Raw genomic sequence first — 14,411 nt, forward strand, 5'->3', positions numbered from 1 at the left:
TGCTGGCCTTGGCTGAAGCGCACCCACTGTACCCGGACCTGCCAAAGGTTTCCGAGTAGCAGCAAGCTAGCGAAGATGCGGGCCCGGAAGGTGGAATTAGGCGCTTTTCGGGCCCGCAGTCTTTCACCATCCAAAGTTCCACCAGCCGCCGCGATACCTGCGGCGGCCCGGGGGGGGGAGTTTGGAACCACACTTCATAGATCCGGAGCCCTAGCTCTCGGATTACCCAAGTTCTAAGGATGTGACCCGCATGGCGGTTAGCGTATTCGATCTTTTCTCGGTTGGCATCGGACCATCTTCCAGCCATACCGTGGGACCAATGCGTGCAGCGCACGCATTCATTGCCCAAGTAATCCGAGAAGGCCAACTGGACGCACTGGAAAATATCCGTGTGGACGTCTATGGATCCCTGGCCGCTACCGGCCGCGGCCACGGTACCTTCACCGCCATCATGCTCGGGCTCGAAGGCTTCGAACCTGAAACGGTGCTGCCAGCACAGGTCGATGAGCGCCTGGCAGACATGGAAGCCACCGGCGTGCTGCGCTTGGCCGAACAGCTGGGCCAGCGCAAGGACCTGGACTACAAGGTCGAGGACATGATCCAGCACCCGCTGACCGTGCTGCCGCGCCACACCAACGGGGTAAAGTTCATTGCCCTGGATGCCGAAGGCAATGAAATCGTCAACGAGACCTTCTTCTCCGTCGGTGGCGGCTTCATCGTGCGCGAAGGCGCCGAAGACCGCATCGAGAAGAACCTCGAGGAGAAGCTGAACAAGCAGCCCTTCCCGTTCACGACAGCAGCCGCACTGCTGGAGCATGTGAAGGAAACCGGCCTGTCCATTGCCGAGATCATGATGGCCAACGAGGAAACCTATCGCACCCGCGAGGAAATCCGATCAGGCCTCATCCACATCTACGAAGTGATGGAAGGCTGCAAGGACTCCGCGCTGGAACGCACCGGCGTGCTGCCCGGCGGCCTGAAAGTCCGCCGTCGCGCCCCGGAATGGCATGAACGCCTGCGCAAGGAAGACAAGGACCGCGATCCGGTCTACTGGCAGGAATGGATCAACCTCGTCGCGCTGGCAGTCAATGAGGAGAACGCCTCCGGCGGACGGGTTGTCACCGCCCCCACCAACGGCGCCGCCGGCATCATCCCGGCAGTGCTGTTCTACGCCACCCACTACGCGCCAGGCGCGAAGTACTGGAACGAGGACGAAAAGCATGACGCAGTCGTACGCTTCCTGCTCACTGCAGGCGCCGTCGGCGTGCTATACAAGGAACAGGCATCGATTTCCGGAGCGGAAGTCGGCTGCCAGGGCGAAGTCGGTTCGGCCTCCTCGATGGCCGCCGGTGGCCTGGCCGAAATCCTTGGCGGCACCCCAGCCCAGGTGGAGAACGCCGCGGAAATCGCAATGGAACACAACCTGGGACTGACCTGCGATCCAATCGGCGGCTTGGTCCAGATCCCATGCATCGAACGCAACGCCATTGCCGCTTCGAAAGCAGTGAATGCGGCGAAGATGGCACTGATGGGCGACGGCGAACACCACGTCACCTTGGACGAAGTCATCATCACCATGCGCGAAACCGGCAAGGACATGAGCGACAAGTACAAGGAAACTGCCATGGGCGGCTTGGCCGTGAACGTGGTGGAATGCTGATTTCATAGCACCGCGAGAACCAAGTCCAGGAGGCCTGCACCGCAGGCCTCCTGGACCATTTAAACGTGATATCGATCCCCAAAGCGGGCATTTCCCAGCCGTTGCTGATAGAACTTGGTCAAGGCCCGATGCGCGTGAGCGCAAACCGATTTCGAGGAGGTGAGCGTCGTGGACGACAGTTCAAGTCGATCTATGCCCACGAACTCACCTGGGTGCTCATAGCCGAATCTGCCGAATAGGGCTGCATCCTGCCATGGGATTCCCATGAGTTCGTGACACCTGCACATGTCACCGGCGCAGAAACCTGCACGCAAATACTGACTGATTTATCTCCCTGTCTTCACGGGGTGCTCCAGCGGTGAGAATTTGCTGGCAGGCTTGTATTCCTGCGCCAAATGAACCATTTGGACCCACATCATGATTTCTCCAGAAAAGGTAGACTTCTCTACTATTTCGCGCTCCTTGAGCTCCCACCTCAACCACGGCGAATTCCAGCAAGCAGCACGGCTGCTGGGGGAGCTGCATACCGCTGAGGCTATCGAGCACCTTGAAGCGCTGGATGCCACCGAAGCAGCCTTGGCCTACCGCCTGCTCGACAAGCAGGCCGCCGTGCTTCTCTTCAAGGACCTCGACGCTGAGGTGCAAGCCGAACTGATTCGGGCGCTGCAGTCAGAAGCAGTGGTCGATGCCTTCTCCCAGCTCTCCGCCGCACAACGCGCAGCACTGCTCGATGAGTTGCCAGCCATCGTGGCAACGAAACTGCTGGCAGGTGCATCGAAGGCCAAACGCCAAGACATCGGAGACCTGCTGGGCTACCCCGAAGCAAGCGCCGGCAGGGCGATGTCCCCGGACTTCATCGCCACCCATCCGCAGCTAACCGTGGCAGAATCCCTGGCACGCATCAGCAAGCGTTTCGCGCATTGCAAGGACGCGCAGCACATCTTGGTGATCGATGATGAACGCAGGCTGCTTGGCACCATCACGCTCAGCGAGCTGCTCGTCGAACCGGGCACGATGACGGTCGCAGAATTGTGCACCCCTGGCTCCAGCGTCCAAGCCTGCGAGCCGGAGGAAAGCGCAGCACGATTGGCCGTGGGGCGGAAGGCAGGGGTGCTCCCGGTACTTGATCGGGAAGACCGCCTGCTGGGCGTGCTGACCTTGCCCATGGCGCTCGGGATCCTGGAGGATGCCGAGGAGCGACGCACTGCGAACGATCCCGGGGCGGAACCGCTCGTCCGCCCGTACCTGGGTACGCCGCTGCGCCAACTGGTGAAGGCGCGGATCATCTGGTTGCTGGTCCTTGCGATTGGTGCCACTTTGACCGTCAAGGTCCTCGCCAGTTTCGAGCAGACGCTTGAATCGATGGTGGTGCTCAGCTTGTTCATCCCGCTGATTGTGGGCATTGGCGGGAATACCAGCAACCAGGCGGCGACTACCGTTACGCGTGCGCTGGCCATGGGGGAGATGCGGGGCCGCGACTTTTGGCGGGTGCTGATGCGTGAGGTGCGTATCGGGGCGATCTTGGGATTGAGCCTTGGCCTTGTCGCCCTGTTCTTGGCCGGGCTCATTTTCGAACCCAGCATCGGATTGGTGATTGGCACCAGCCTCGTGGCGCTATGCAGCATTGCGGCCGCTGTTGGCGGGGTGATGCCGATCATCGGAAAATTCTTCAAGGTCGACCCTGCGGTATTCTCCAATCCCTTTATTTCAACGTTCGTGGATGCCGCTGGGCTGATTGTCTACCTCTCTGTGGCGGTACTGATTCTCGGCTAGTTTGACCTGGCACTGGGGGTGCGCGGAATAAATTCGCGCACGCCAGCGTCGTAACTGGTATGCCTCAAAGCAAGCTATTTACTGAAATTACCGTTCCAACCCGCAGCGGCGAAGGCCTGAAGCTGCGCAACCGCGTGGTCCTCCCGCCGATGTGCCAATACTCCGTGGAAAAACACGACGGCGTTCCAACGACCTGGCACCTGGCTCATCTGGGGTCCATGGCGCATGGCGGATACTCCCTGGTCATCGCCGAAGCAACAGCGGTGGCAGCTGAAGGCAGGATCTCGGACCGCGACACCGGTTTATGGAATGACGAGCAGACTGAGGCCTGGAAGCCGATTACAAAGTACATCCGCTCACATGGTGCAGCCGCTGGCGTGCAGCTGGCGCATGCCGGCGCGAAAGCCTCGACCTATGGTTGGCTCAAGGAGTTCGAAGAGGCCGGAAAAATTGGCAGCATCAGCGATGAAGAAGGCGGCTGGGAAACCTTCACTTCCACTCCAAGCGAGCTCTATGGCCTGAAGCCGGCTACCGAGATGTCCGTTGAGCAGATCCGGGACTCGGTTCAGGATTGGGCCGACGCGGCCAAGCGCGCAGACGAGGCAGGATTCGACCTGATCCAGATCCATGCGGCCCACGGCTACCTGGTGCACCAGTTCCTCTCGCCGCTGTCCAACAAGCGCACGGATGAATACGGCGGCAGCTTCGAGAACCGCACGCGGTACCTGCGTGAAATCATCAAGGCGGTGGCAGCCGTGTGGCCGGAAAACAAGGTCTTGGGCATCCGCTTCTCGGGGGAAGACTGGGTAGACGACGGATGGGGTATCGCTGACACGATTCGAATCGCCAAGGAGCTCTACGGCTACGGTGTTCGCCATTTCGACCTGTCCAGCGCCGGCATCGGCAAGTTCAAGGGTCCCTCTGGTCCCGGATACCAGGTGCCGTTGGCCCAAGCAGTGAAAGACTCACTGCCGCAGGACGCCTTCGTCACCGCGGTGGGCGTGATCACCGAGCCGGTGCAAGCAGAGCACATCGTTGTGACCGGGCAAGCCGACGGCGTGAGCATCGGACGCGCCGCTCTGGGCGACCCGCAGTGGGCCAACCGTGCGGCGAAAGAACTCGGAGCGCCGCTGGCATTCCCTGCCCAATATTGGCGCGGCCGCTGGTAAATACTTGCTGTCATGCTGATTTCATCCAAACAACGACATAGTTTCTGGTTACCTCTTCCAGCCACTGAATAGTGATGTTAGGTTAGTGCCACGGATCTAGTCGCACCGCGGCCAAGGCTCGCGTGCGGAAGGGAGTCAGCATGGCACTACGCGCGGATTCTAACGGAATCGACGCTTCGCTTTATCGGAGAAACGGCTCGTGGAGCACCGCCCTCGTGGACGCATCGTTGGGAACCACTGCGGCCCAAGAAGCCGCAGATCGGCTTCCGGACGACGTAGCCAAGCTGCTCAAGAGCCAGCAGGCACAGCCGGACGATGTCCAAGCACTGATCGGCGCACTGGAACCAGCCGAGGGCTTGCGAGCACCCGTAGCAAGATTCGTCGCCGTTCATGACGGCGAAGTCGTGCTCAACGAAATCATCCCAGGACTCAAGGTCCAAACTCCATCGGTGGATGTGGGTCCATTCCCGAACTTCACAGCGCTGGCTCGCGCGCGTGGCGGATCGTTCTCCTACCTCGTAGCCGAAGTCAGCAAGGACGGAGGTGAAGTGCACCTCTATAACACGGCGTCCCCTGAACGCCTCGGCAGCCGCGGCATAGTCGGATTGCCCGAGGAAATCCACCATGCGCGCAAGGTGCCCGGCGAATATGACCAGCCGAAGGCCCAGGCAGCCGCCGATGAGATGGTACGTCGAAATGCTGATGAGGTCGCCGGCCTGATCAGCGAGATGTCCGCCGAGAACTACGTTCGTCTGGTCATTCTTTCCGGCGATATCAAGGCTCGTGAAATAGTGCTCGGGGCACTTCCGGTGGCACTGAAGGAATACGTAGAAGTCATCGACTCGCATACGCGTACCGGAGGTGCGGACGCCAAGCAGGTCGATGCCCAGATCACCAAGCTGGTGGAGGAGGTCAAAGCCAAGGATCTGGCTGAATTGGAGTCGAAGGTTGCCGCCCAGTCCGGCAACGGCCGAGCGCAACTGGCTGTCGGATTGAATGAAGTCGTCACTGCACTCCAATCGGCGCAAGCCGAAATGGTGCTGGTTGGCCAATATCAAAGCGAGCATACCCTGCGCGCCTTGAGCGCAGAACCGTGGATTGCCCATCAAGATGGGGATGACCATGCAGAGTTGGTGGTCGGCGAGTGGCCAGCGCCGGAAGTGCTCTTGCGCGCGACCGCGCTGACGGACGCCAGCATCCGATACGTACCGGAATCGATGATCCCTGACGGAGCAGGAATCGCGGCCTTGCTGCGCTGGGCCAAGTCCTGAAGAAGCGCACTAAATGAAATTGCAGTAAACGAAACGATCCGCACAGGTGCTCCTGTGCGGATCGTTTTTGCGCTTGAGCCGCGTGAATCCTAGCGGTCCGACGGGTCGGGTGCCCGCGGCGCTGGTGGGGAATCCACCGGCGGATTGCCGGCGTATGGCTGCTGCTCTGGCTGATATGCCGGAGGAGCCCAGTATGGCTGGTTAGGGCGAAGCGGCGGCTGGTTCATTTGCCAAGGTTGCAGCAACGGCCGGCGGTCTGCAACCGGGATTGGGCCCGCCGTACGAGCGATGCCCTGCCTATCGGCAAGCTTCACCAGCATGAAGGTCAACAGGGCCATGAAGCACACCGAGAAGACTAATGAAACCGGGTTGGATTCCGTGGCGTTCAGATCGACAAGGCCGACTGCGCCGAGCAGGAACAAGAACGTGTTGTTGATGATGTGCATGGCCATCGCCGCTTCCAGGCCGCCGGTGCGCCACGTCAGATAGCCTGCCGCGATAGCGAAGGCTGCCACATCGAGAAGCCCCCAGATATCGTAGAGGTGGCCGATGGTGAACAGCGGCACCGGTAGCAGAATGGCGAACAAGGGATGCTTCAGCCAGCTGCCGATGACCTGCATGAACGCACCGCGGAAGACGAGCTCTTCGGCTGCGCACTGGAACGGTGTCAAGAGGATAACCAGCAGCGCATAGAACAGCGGATCCGTGGGCAGGCTGCTGGCAGGCACCGGCTCGGACGCGCCAATTCCCACTGCGCCCAGCCCGAAATTCACCCCGAAATACAAGGCGAACAAAACGGCGCTGGCAGCCAACGCCAGGCCGAACCATCGCCAGCGCAATTTGCCGGTGACCGAAATCAACTGGCCGACAGGCTTCGGTCCGATAAGCAAATAAGCGAAAAAGACCGCAGGGATCATGATGATCAATGAGGCCATGGTCATCGAGAAGTCCGTCGCCGAAGCCATATTCAGCATTGGATCCATGAGGAATTGGTCGGGGGCCTCTTCCGGATTATCGGCAGCCCACGTCATCGGGTTCATGAGCAGTGCGGCGAACATCGCCAGCATTGCAATGAGCAAAGCTGCGAGGTAGAAGCCAATGCCGACGCCGGAGAACGCCAGCGGACGCCACCAGCGATAGTTCGCACTGCGTCTCATCAGGCGATGGAACGGATAGCTCATTTCACCTTCGGCGCCCTGCGGCGCGGGTGGCAAATTCATTGGCAAGCTCATGGCTCAATTCTCCCGTTCCGCGATGCTGGAAAGCATGAACCTTGCGGAGGATTTATCGCGTCATCCTTTTGAGCGTCCACGAACAGCGCGGGAAGACGCGGACTGCGTCCATATGAAACTCCCAGGGGCAAGCTCTTAGACTTGGTAAGGACGATTCGCCTTTATTGATTTGGAGCAGCGCCACGTGGGCCATCATCACCATGACGAACCGATTTTGCAGGATCCCAAGCGCCGGCGGCGTGCCTCGATCATCCTTTGGGCTCTGCTTGCGCCCATAGGTGCTTTGGCCATGGTCATGGTCATCCTGTTGTGGCCGCAAGGCAACTACGACAAGTTCGCCCTCAACGGAGCCATGGATACTACCGGCGGAGCGACGATGGAAGTTGGCACAGTTACGCGCAGCGCCATCCAGGATTGCCCTTCGTCCCAAGGATTGGAAGAAGTAGGCGGCAAGGTGCTCGAATGCCAGGTCACCTATGTGATGCCTGAATCCGGTGGCGCTGAAATCCAGTTGGAGATCCCGCCGGAAATGCTGCAATCACGGGATGCGCGCGCGGGCGACAGCATCCGCTACCTAGATCTTTCCGCGGTCGACACCACCAGCGGAAGCCCGTACGTGTTCGTTGACTTCGTGCGCACGTTGCCCATGGCACTGCTGGCCATCGCCTATGGCGTGGTGGTGGTGCTCGTCGCCGGTTGGCGCGGCACCCGGGCCATGATCGGCCTGATCGGCGGCATCGCCTTCATGATCGTCTTCATGGTTCCGGCCTTGCTTGAAGGCGGCAATCCAGTTGTGGTGGGACTCACAGGCTCTACCGCCATCATGTTCGTCGCGCTGTATTTCGCCCATGGACTGAACGCGAAGACATCCACAGCGCTGCTGGGAACGCTCTTCGGTCTTGCGGTGACTGCAGGGATGGTGCTCTGGCTGACCGATGCGGCCGCGTTGACCGGGGCCAATGATGAATCGGCAATCACCTTGTCGACGGTGGCCCCGCAAATATCCTTGCCCGGCTTGCTGATCTGCGGTGTCCTGGTCGGCGGCATGGGTGTGCTCAATGACGTGACGATCACCCAATCGGCTACCGTGTGGGAACTGGCAGAGAGCACGCCGAAGTCCTCGGCCAGGGAATTGTTCTTCCGCGGAATGCGCATCGGCCGCGACCATATCGCTTCGACCGTTTACACCATTGCTTTCGCCTATGCTGGTGCGGCCCTGCCAGTCTTGGCTATTGCCGCATTGAGCAACCAGAGTTTCGGGGTCACCCTGGGCTCCGGCGCCATGGCCGAAGAGGTCATCCGCATTCTGATCGGCTCCATTGGATTGGTCCTGGCAATTCCGGTAACGACCGCAATTGCGGTCATGGTCGTGAAGGCGACCGGCACCGGCGGAGCCCACGGCAAACGCTCCTTGCAACGCGTGGGTTCCGACGCCTAGGTGCGAACCATTCTCATATGTAATGTAGAATAGTTCTCAATAGCGATCCGATTTAGATGGAGACACCCATGAAGAACCACCGCTCGCTGCTCGCAGCAGCTGTAGCCCTGCCTGCTGCTGGACTGATCCTCGCCGGATGCGGTAGCAGCACGGCCAGCGAATCAACGGAAGCGGATTCTGCTGCGATCAGCGTAGTGGCCACGACGAACGTCTACGGACAGATCGCCCGTGCCATTGGCGGAGAGAGCGTGGAGGTCAGCGAGATCATCACTTCGGCCGCACAGGATCCGCATTCCTACGAGCCAACAGCCCGAGATAAGCTGGCGATCTCCAATGCCACGCTGGTGCTGGCCAATGGCGGAGGATATGACCAGTTCATGGACTCCCTGGTTTCCTCGATTCCAGAAGGCAAGGCTGGCGAGATCACGCTCGTGCACGCAGTGGATTCCTCGCCGGTAGCTGAGGAATCGGAAGCAGCCGGGCATGAGGGCGAAAGCGCTGAAGAGCATGCGCAGCACGCCGAAGAGGATTCGCATGAGGGCGAAAGCGCTGAAGAGCATGCGCAGCACGCCGAAGAGGATTCGCATGAAGGCCACGACCACGCGGCCTACAACGAGCACATCTGGTATGACCTGGAATCCATGGGCGACCTGGCTGATGCGCTGGCTGAATCCTTCGGAAAGGCCGATAGCGCCAACGCCGAGCAGTACCAGCAGAATGCGGCTTCCTTCAATGAAGGAATCGACAAGCTGGAGCAACAGCTCGAAACCGCGAAGCTGGATGGCAAGAGCTTCGTGATGACCGAGCCGGTACCATTCCACCTGCTGCATGCTGCAGGCATGGAGGATGCCACCCCGGAAGGGCTGAGCGAAGCCATTGAAGAGGGCGAAGGCATTGCACCGATAACCATGAAGAAGGCCGAAGACCTGCTTTCCGCAGGCGACGCCGACATGCTGGCCTATAACGTGCAGACTGAAGGCAGTGAAACCAAAGCGCTGAAGAAGAGCGCAGAGCAGGGGCAGATCCCCGTGGTTGACTTTGCAGAAACCATCCAGGATGACTCCAGCTACCTTGAATGGATGGAATCCAACATTTCCGACTTGGCTTCCGCGATCAACGGCTAAACCTACGTAGACTAAATGCATGGCATTGTTCTCTTCCCAGATAACTCAAGCGACAGGTAAAGCACGCTCCCTCCTCGCGGAGCGGTCTGTCCGAGCAGAAATCGCCCACTTGGACCGGGGAATCGAACAAGCCGACCATGTGCTGTTCTTCGCCGAAGGCCCCGGCCAGTTCTACCAGCTCGGAGTCTGGCTGGGGACCTTCGAGCGGTTGGCTGCCCAGGGCCTGAGCATCGGAGTGGTGCTCATGGATGCCCTGAGCGCACGCCATGCGCTGGAAGCGACGACTCTGCCGATCATGTTCTCGCGTTCCATGGAACAGATCGAGAACAACCTGCGCGAGTGGGATGCCAAATCCATCAACTACGTGAATAACGCCCAGCGGAACTTCACGATGCTGCGTTTCAATGGGCCAGCGCACATTCACCTGAACCACGGTGAAAGTGAAAAGACGTCGATGGTCTCCAACCAGCTCAAGGCCTACGACTTCGCCTGCGTGGCCGGTGCCGCTGCGGTCGAGCGCATCACCGATAGCATTGCCCGTTTCGACCCAACGCATCTGGTGCAGATCGGGCGCCCGCAGCTGGACAACCTGGAATGGCCCGAGCCATCCGAGAAGATCCGCGTGCTCTACGCGCCGACGTGGGAAGGCGATTCCCAGGCCATGGCCTACTCCTCGGTGGCGACCCTGGGGGAGCGGATCCTCGCCCAGCTGAGCAACGATGAACGCTTCGACGTGCGTTTCCGACCTCATCCGAAGACCGGAGATGTTTCCGCTGAAGCGAAGAAGGCAGTCCTCGGCCTGAAGAGCAATTATGCCGCCACGTTGGACCCGATCGGCGATGCTGCGCAGTCATTGGTGTGGGCGGACGTGGCCATCTGCGACACCTCGGCGATGGCCTATGACGCGGTAGCGCTGAACATCCCGCTGCTGCTGTCGGGGGATCCCGAAAGCAAGCTCCATGCCGGGCTGCCGTTGGACCAGCGGCTGGGCAACGCGAACGGCTTGGCCCAGCGGGTAGCCGACCTGGCCGCCTCGCCAGTGGCAGGGGCGCAAAAACAGCTGGCCCAGTACTTCTTTGCCACCACCGAACCAGGGGTGGCAACCAAGAAGCTGAACCAGCTGCTTTCCAGTCTCTAGTTTTCGCGCCTAGCGGTGCTTGAAGACCGTGTCCTGCCATTCACGGTGGGCAGCGGGATCATGGGAGATCATCACGTGCTTGACGTTGGTGTACTCATCGAAAGAATACTGGCTCATGTCCTTGCCCATGCCGGAAGCCTTGTAGCCTCCATGCGGCATGTCGGAAACGATCAGGATATGCTCGTTGATCCACACGCAGCCGGCCTGGATCTCGGCGCTGGCACGCATCGCCCGGTCCACGTTCTTGGTCCATGCGCTCGCCGCCAGCCCATACGGGGTATCGTTGGCCAGTTCGATGGCCTCATCATCAGTGCTGAATGGCAGGGCCACCAGAACCGGTCCGAACACTTCCTGCTGCACGATCTCCGAATCCTGGGCAGCTCCAACCACCAAGGTGGGACGGTAGAAGAAGCCATCGCCCTCAAGCTGATGGCCGCCCGCCAGCACCTGAGCTCCTTGATCCTTGGCGCGCTGGACCATCGAGGAGACCTTCTGCAGGTGCTCCTGGCTGATCATTGAGCCCATGTCGGTATCGGGGTCGGTGGGATCTCCCACCACCATGGCGTCCATCAGCTCGGCCACACGGCTGGTGAACCGCTCGAAGACCGAGGAATGCACGTAGGCGCGGGTGGCCGCAGTGCAATCCTGGCCTGAATTGATCGTCGAGCCGGCTACCGCACCGTGCGCGGCGGCTTCGATATCCGCATCACCGAAGACCACCAGCGGGGCCTTGCCGCCGAGTTCCAGATGCACCCGGGTACCGCTCTCGGCGGCCATGGACATGATTTTCAGGCCCACCGCGGTGGAGCCGGTGAACGAGGTCATCTTCACCAGCTGGTGGCGCACCAATGGCGCGCCGACGCTGGGCCCGTCGCCAACCACAATATTGATCACCCCGTCCGGGAGCCCTGCATCCTTGGCGGCCCGGGCAAAGAGGACCGAGGTGCCCGGGGTCAGCTCGCTGGGCTTGAGCACAATCGTGTTGCCGGCGGCGATCGCGGGCAGGATCTTCCACGCAGCCATCTGCAACGGGTAGTTCCAGGGGCTGATCGAGCCGATCACGCCGATGGCTTCGCGGCGAATCATCGAGGTGGTGTTCCCGGCATAGTCCCCGGCTGCCAAGCCCTGCAGGTTGCGTGCGGCGCCAGCAAAGAAGTTCACGTTGTCGATGGAACCGGGCACATCGAACTGGGTGGACATGCGGATGCTCTTGCCGGTTTGCGCGGTCTCCACCGCGGCAATCTCATCGGCATGCTGCTCAAGTTCGCGGGCGAAGGCCAGCAGGTGGTCGGCACGCTCGCCCGGGGTGAGCTTGGACCAGGTTGTGAAGGCCTCGGCTGCCGCGTGCACCGCCTGGTCAACCTGCTCAAGGCTTGCGGTATCGACGTCCAGCAGCTTTTTCCCGGTGGCAGGATTCACGCGTTCCAGCACGGGGCCGAGCCCGCGGACTTGCTGGCCGTTGATGAACTGGTGTCCGAGGGAACTATCGTAGTAGGCCATGTGGATTCTCCTAGGGATGCTCAGAGGGTGAAATAGAACTTGCGCAGGGTTTCCGTGACAGTCCACTGTGTTCTCATGCCAGCATGAAGCCTGGCAATGCTGCCCGGAACCAGCCGGAGTTCCTGGGCGCCGAAGCCGTCGGCTTCCAGGATCTGCACGGTGGCGCGGCCGGAAAGCACAACAAAATATTCGTCGGATTCGATATCCCGCATGGCTCCGGCAGACATCTCCCAGATGCCGACTTCCGCATTCCCGAGGGTGCCCAGTACCGCATAGCCTGTGGTCGCGGGTGCCTGACCGTCAGCCCGCTGGTCTTCGCCGATCGGTTCGTGGCTCAGCTCCGCATCGCCGGCCTGGACGATACTGGCTCGAAGGTCTTTTGCGGGCATCAGGAATCGAACCCCATTCCGATCTTGTCCATCAGCTTCAAGAAGGCCGAGCGCTCGCCGTGATTGCGGTCGGCTTTGGCCAGCTGGCTGGTCATGAGTTTCACGCCCACCCATGCGGCAGGCTCGGGAGGGAAAGGGATCGGCTTGGTGCGCACTAGTTCCAATTCGGTCAGCCGCGTTTTCTTCCCCGAGAGCAGATCCAGCATGACCTTGGCACCGAACCGCGTGGCGCCCACACCGAGGCCGGTGAAGCCTGCGCAGTAGGCGACCTTGCCGCCATAGGCCAGATCGAAGAACGAGAAGAATCGCGAGCAGGTATCGATGGCGCCACCCCATGCGTGGGAGAACTTCACATCCATCAGGTCCGGGAAGCTGCCGAAGAAATGCGCGGCCAGCTTTTCGAAGGTCCGCTGGTTGGTGTCGTAGCTGGAGCGGACCTTGCCGCCGAAATGGTAGACCGCGTCGTAGCCGCCGTAGAGAATGCGGAAGTTCCCCTCGGCATCGATGGTGGGGCGGGCATAGTGGAAGCGGTTGTTCAGATCTGCCAGGCCCACCATGTCCGCCCAGCCGATGGCTGCGCGCTGCTGGGCTGTGAGCGGTTCGGTCATCAGCGCGTAATCGTAGACCGGGATGACGCGTGCGCGGTGGCGCTTGAGCAGCGAGGGGAAGACGTTGGTGGCCAGGGCTACGCGCTGGGCGGTGATCTGGCCGTCGGCGGTGAGCACCTGGACCTGCGTGCCGGTATTCTCCATCTCCAAGGCGTGGGTGTGCTCGTAGAATTCAACACCCAGTTCGCGGCACACGCGGGCCAGTTCCCAGACGAGCTTGGCCGGGTCGATCAGCGCGGTGGAATGATTGTCGCGGGAGCCGGCCAGGAAATCCGGGGAGTTGATCAGCTGCTTGACCGCGTCGGCGTCCAGGTAGTCGACGCCCGGGGCTTCAGCTTCCTCGGCCACCCAAGCGATCTGATGCTGCTCGGTGGCCACGTTGATCGAGCCTTGGCGGATGAAGTCCACGTCCATGGCGTAGCGCTGCACCGTTGCTTCGAACTCGTCGAGGTTCTGCGCCCCGAGCTCGGCGAGCAGCTCGTTTTCTTCCGGCAGATGGTTTGCGCCGTTTGCTTCGCCGTGGACCAGCGATGCTTCACAGAATCCGCCATTGCGACCCGACGCGGCCCAGCCCAAGCGCTGCCCCTCGATCAGCACCACCTTGCGGGCAGGATCCCGTTCCTTGGCTTGAAGCGCGGTCCATAATCCGGTGTAGCCGCCACCGATAACCAGCAGGTCGGTGGCGATTGACCCGTGCAGTGCCGGATGTGGAGTGGGACGCTGGCTATTGTCCAGCCAGTAGCTGGTGCGCTTGGCATCTGCCAGTGCCCGGGCGATCAGGGCGGGGGAGACTTCGGCTTCATGCCTGTCGAACGTCAGTTCATTGTTGGTGGCCATTGGTACTTTCCTCGAAGATAGCTGGTTCGGTGGACGCTATCGATGCAGGGGAACGACCAATGGTCCCTGCGGCTTTGTGGTCTGCTGGGCACCGAGGATGCCAGATGAGTGCCTGTCGGCGGTCAAGGCTATCCCTCTTCTCGGAAAAGTTGAACACAAATTGAATGTGATTCATTACTCATCTAAGCCGGTGCATCTCGGGGTTGTCAAGATCCGGGAGCAGGCAGAAACCCGGCCTTGAGAACAGCGGAGTGCTGCATTCAAGACCGGGT

11 protein-coding genes are annotated in these 14,411 nt (G+C 60.8%); 7 read left to right on the forward strand and 4 right to left on the reverse strand.

Features of this window, described 5'->3' with window-relative positions:
* Positions 1-250: 250 nt before the first annotated feature.
* The 4 genes from ANI01nite_RS12735 to ANI01nite_RS12750 all read left to right on the forward strand — a co-directional run bounded on the left by ANI01nite_RS12735 (position 251) and on the right by ANI01nite_RS12750 (position 5,873).
* Positions 251-1,660 (forward strand): L-serine ammonia-lyase, encoded by a 1,410-nt coding sequence (locus ANI01nite_RS12735; RefSeq protein WP_141358405.1) that lies wholly within the window; start codon positions 251-253, stop codon positions 1,658-1,660.
* Between the two features lie 462 nt (positions 1,661-2,122).
* Positions 2,123-3,433: a magnesium transporter gene (mgtE, locus tag ANI01nite_RS12740; RefSeq protein ID WP_255314535.1), complete on the forward strand. Its 1,311-nt coding sequence runs from the start codon at positions 2,123-2,125 to the stop codon at positions 3,431-3,433.
* Between the two features lie 59 nt (positions 3,434-3,492).
* A complete protein-coding gene (locus tag ANI01nite_RS12745; protein ID WP_141358409.1) occupies positions 3,493-4,602 on the forward strand; it encodes an NADH:flavin oxidoreductase/NADH oxidase in 1,110 nt (369 codons plus the stop codon).
* A gap of 140 nt (positions 4,603-4,742) precedes the next feature.
* Entirely contained in the window at positions 4,743-5,873 is a 1,131-nt protein-coding gene (locus tag ANI01nite_RS12750) for a baeRF2 domain-containing protein (protein WP_073707992.1), read from the forward strand.
* A gap of 89 nt (positions 5,874-5,962) precedes the next feature.
* Here ANI01nite_RS12750 and ANI01nite_RS12755 read toward each other — a convergent pair whose 3' ends face one another.
* Positions 5,963-7,105, reverse strand: coding sequence for a CPBP family intramembrane glutamic endopeptidase (locus tag ANI01nite_RS12755; protein WP_141358411.1), 1,143 nt, complete (start codon positions 7,103-7,105; stop codon positions 5,963-5,965).
* Between the two features lie 184 nt (positions 7,106-7,289).
* Between ANI01nite_RS12755 and ANI01nite_RS12760 the strand changes: the two genes are divergently transcribed.
* The 3 genes from ANI01nite_RS12760 to ANI01nite_RS12770 all read left to right on the forward strand — a co-directional run bounded on the left by ANI01nite_RS12760 (position 7,290) and on the right by ANI01nite_RS12770 (position 10,805).
* A complete protein-coding gene (locus ANI01nite_RS12760; protein ID WP_141358413.1) occupies positions 7,290-8,543 on the forward strand; it encodes a YibE/F family protein in 1,254 nt (417 codons plus the stop codon).
* A gap of 68 nt (positions 8,544-8,611) precedes the next feature.
* Positions 8,612-9,667: a metal ABC transporter solute-binding protein, Zn/Mn family gene (locus ANI01nite_RS12765; RefSeq protein ID WP_170214647.1), complete on the forward strand. Its 1,056-nt coding sequence runs from the start codon at positions 8,612-8,614 to the stop codon at positions 9,665-9,667.
* 109 nt (positions 9,668-9,776) lie between these two features.
* The gene (locus tag ANI01nite_RS12770) at positions 9,777-10,805 is read left to right on the forward strand and encodes a CDP-glycerol glycerophosphotransferase family protein (RefSeq protein ID WP_170214648.1); all 1,029 of its coding nucleotides are present in this window, start codon (positions 9,777-9,779) and stop codon (positions 10,803-10,805) included.
* Positions 10,806-10,814: 9 nt separating this feature from the next.
* Here ANI01nite_RS12770 and ANI01nite_RS12775 read toward each other — a convergent pair whose 3' ends face one another.
* From ANI01nite_RS12775 to ANI01nite_RS12785, 3 genes are read right to left on the reverse strand one after another with little or no spacing between them, the layout of a single operon-like run.
* The gene (locus ANI01nite_RS12775) at positions 10,815-12,305 is read right to left on the reverse strand and encodes a gamma-aminobutyraldehyde dehydrogenase (RefSeq protein ID WP_141358419.1); all 1,491 of its coding nucleotides are present in this window, start codon (positions 12,303-12,305) and stop codon (positions 10,815-10,817) included.
* Positions 12,306-12,325: 20 nt separating this feature from the next.
* Complete coding sequence (locus ANI01nite_RS12780; protein WP_141358421.1) at positions 12,326-12,694, reverse strand: cupin domain-containing protein; 369 nt, start codon at positions 12,692-12,694, stop codon at positions 12,326-12,328.
* Positions 12,694-14,139 (reverse strand): NAD(P)/FAD-dependent oxidoreductase, encoded by a 1,446-nt coding sequence (locus tag ANI01nite_RS12785; RefSeq protein ID WP_141358423.1) that lies wholly within the window; start codon positions 14,137-14,139, stop codon positions 12,694-12,696. The genes ANI01nite_RS12780 and ANI01nite_RS12785 overlap by 1 nt, the downstream gene beginning before the upstream one ends.
* Between the last annotated feature and the right edge of the window lie 272 nt (positions 14,140-14,411).

The organism is Glutamicibacter nicotianae (assembly GCF_006539525.1).
Classification (GTDB): domain Bacteria; phylum Actinomycetota; class Actinomycetes; order Actinomycetales; family Micrococcaceae; genus Glutamicibacter; species Glutamicibacter nicotianae.

Excerpts from the sequence above, each read along its gene's own strand:
- ANI01nite_RS12775 (WP_141358419.1), bottom strand. The coding sequence starts at position 12,305 with ATGGCCTACTACGATAGTTCCCTCGGACACCAGTTCATCAACGGCCAG.
- ANI01nite_RS12735 (WP_141358405.1), top strand. The coding sequence starts at position 251 with ATGGCGGTTAGCGTATTCGATCTTTTCTCGGTTGGCATCGGACCATCT.
- ANI01nite_RS12780 (WP_141358421.1), bottom strand. The coding sequence starts at position 12,694 with ATGCCCGCAAAAGACCTTCGAGCCAGTATCGTCCAGGCCGGCGATGCG.
- ANI01nite_RS12765 (WP_170214647.1), top strand. The coding sequence starts at position 8,612 with ATGAAGAACCACCGCTCGCTGCTCGCAGCAGCTGTAGCCCTGCCTGCT.
- ANI01nite_RS12785 (WP_141358423.1), bottom strand. The coding sequence starts at position 14,139 with ATGGCCACCAACAATGAACTGACGTTCGACAGGCATGAAGCCGAAGTC.
- ANI01nite_RS12745 (WP_141358409.1), top strand. The coding sequence starts at position 3,493 with ATGCCTCAAAGCAAGCTATTTACTGAAATTACCGTTCCAACCCGCAGC.
- ANI01nite_RS12750 (WP_073707992.1), top strand. The coding sequence starts at position 4,743 with ATGGCACTACGCGCGGATTCTAACGGAATCGACGCTTCGCTTTATCGG.
- ANI01nite_RS12755 (WP_141358411.1), bottom strand. The coding sequence starts at position 7,105 with ATGAGCTTGCCAATGAATTTGCCACCCGCGCCGCAGGGCGCCGAAGGT.